The sequence below is a fragment of the Rhodoferax potami genome (genome assembly GCF_032193805.1).
Taxonomy (GTDB): domain Bacteria; phylum Pseudomonadota; class Gammaproteobacteria; order Burkholderiales; family Burkholderiaceae_C; genus Allorhodoferax; species Allorhodoferax potami_A.
In genome coordinates, this window is the sequence record NZ_JAVBIK010000001.1 from 1,372,501 (window position 1) to 1,375,000 (window position 2,500).

Here is a 2,500-nt window from a genome sequence, read left to right on the forward strand (position 1 = left end):
CTACCATGCACTGTCCCCGATCCAGATAATGGACCTAGGTTAGAACCTCAAACACACCAGGGTGGTATTTCAACGTTGGCTCCATAAGATCTAGCGACCCTACTTCAAAGCCTCCCACCTATCCTACACAGATCTGTTCAAAGTCCAATACAAAGCTACAGTAAAGGTTCATGGGGTCTTTCCGTCTTTCCGCGGGGAGATTGCATCATCACAAACATTTCAACTTCGCTGAGTCTCAGGAGGAGACAGTGTGGCCATCGTTACGCCATTCGTGCAGGTCGGAACTTACCCGACAAGGAATTTCGCTACCTTAGGACCGTTATAGTTACGGCCGCCGTTTACTGGGACTTCAATCAAGAGCTTGCACCCCATCATTTAATCTTCCAGCACCGGGCAGGCGTCACACCCTATACGTCCACTTTCGTGTTTGCAGAGTGCTGTGTTTTTAATAAACAGTCGCAGCCACCGATTTTTTGCAACCTCATTGGGCTCCATCCGCGAGGGACTTCACCTACTAAAGGCACACCTTCTTCCGAAGTTACGGTGTCAATTTGCCGAGTTCCTTCTCCTGAGTTCTCTCAAGCGCCTTAGAATACTCATCTCGCGCACCAGTGTCGGTTTGCGGTACGGTCGTGTGTAGCTGAAGCTTAGTGGCTTTTCCTGGAAGCAGGGTATCACTCACTTCGTCTGCAAGCAGACTCGTTATCACTCCTCATCTAAGCCCGGCGGATTTGCCTACCAGGCACGACTACAAGCTTGAACCAACATGTCCAACAGTTGGCTGAGTTAACCTTCTCCGTCCCCACATCGCACTACACATCGGTACAGGAATATTGACCTGTTTCCCATCAGCTACGCATCTCTGCCTCGCCTTAGGGGCCGACTCACTCTACGCCGATGAACGTTGCGTAGAAAACCTTGCGCTTACGGCGAGGGGGCTTTTCACCCCCTTTAACGCTACTCATGTCAGCATTCGCACTTCTGATACCTCCAGCACGCTTTACAACGCACCTTCACAGGCTTACAGAACGCTCTCCTACCACTTGCAATAAATTGCAAATCCGCAGCTTCGGTAACTGGCTTAGCCCCGTTACATCTTCCGCGCAGGACGACTCGATCAGTGAGCTATTACGCTTTCTTTAAATGATGGCTGCTTCTAAGCCAACATCCTGACTGTTTTAGCCTTCCCACTTCGTTTCCCACTTAGCCAATTTTAGGGACCTTAGCTGGCGGTCTGGGTTGTTTCCCTCTTGAGTCCGGACGTTAGCACCCGGTGCTCTGTCTCCCAAGCTGTACTCTGCGGTATTCGGAGTTTGCATTGGTTTGGTAAGTCGCCATGACCCCCTAGCCAAAACAGTGCTCTACCCCCGCAGGTAATACTTGAGGCACTACCTAAATAGTTTTCGGAGAGAACCAGCTATTTCCAAGTTTGTTTAGCCTTTCACCCCTATCCACAGCTCATCCGCTAGTTTTGCAACACTAGTCGGTTCGGACCTCCAGTACCTGTTACGGCACCTTCATCCTGGCCATGGATAGATCACTTGGTTTCGGGTCTACACCCAGCGACTAGACGCCCTATTCGGACTCGATTTCTCTACGGCTTCCCTATTCGGTTAACCTTGCCACTGAATGTAAGTCGCTGACCCATTATACAAAAGGTACGCAGTCACCCTTGCGGGCTCCTACTTTTTGTAAGCATGCGGTTTCAGGATCTATTTCACTCCCCTCCCGGGGTTCTTTTCGCCTTTCCCTCACGGTACTAGTTCACTATCGGTCAATGATGAGTATTTAGCCTTGGAGGATGGTCCCCCCATATTCAGACAGGATTTCTCGTGTCCCGCCCTACTTTTCGCAAGCTCAGTACCACACAGGTCATTTCACGTACGGGGCTATCACCCGCTATGGCCAGCATTTCCAGGCTGTTCCGTTATGTCTTGTGCTATCACTTGCAGGCTTCTCCGATTTCGCTCGCCACTACTTTCGGAATCTCGGTTGATGTCTTTTCCTCGAGCTACTGAGATGTTTCAGTTCACCCGGTTCGCCTCGCATACCTATGTATTCAGTATGCGATACCCCTAAGGGTGGGTTTCCCCATTCGGAAATCTCCGGATCAAAGCTAATTTGCCAGCTCCCCGAAGCTTATCGCAGGCTATCACGTCCTTCGTCGCCTATCATTGCCAAGGCATCCACCACATGCTCTTATTCACTTGACCCTATAACTTTGACCACTCTTGCGAGTATCTCCGTCATCTTCAAGGAATGTTTGACAGGTCTCTCACCTGTCGCGTTATGCCGTAAATGACATCACCACTTGCTTTCGCAAACAGTTAGCCTAATTACTTTCGAATTTCAAACAAAGTTTGATATTCATTTTGACGCAATCAAATATGTTGCCAACAACCACGCAAGGCACGGTCTGCACTAAACCTTTACGAATGTGCAGTTTCCTTGGCGCAGCTTAAAGTTGGCAACGCTGATTAAACTCTATAAATTGTTAAAG

The 2,500-nt window shown here is 49.4% G+C and carries 1 rRNA gene (cut by a window edge); it reads right to left on the minus strand.

From position 1 onward, the window contains the following. A 23S ribosomal RNA gene (locus RAE19_RS06565) occupies positions 1-2,213 on the minus strand; it reaches 665 nt to the left of the window's first position. Positions 2,214-2,500 lie beyond the last annotated feature (287 nt).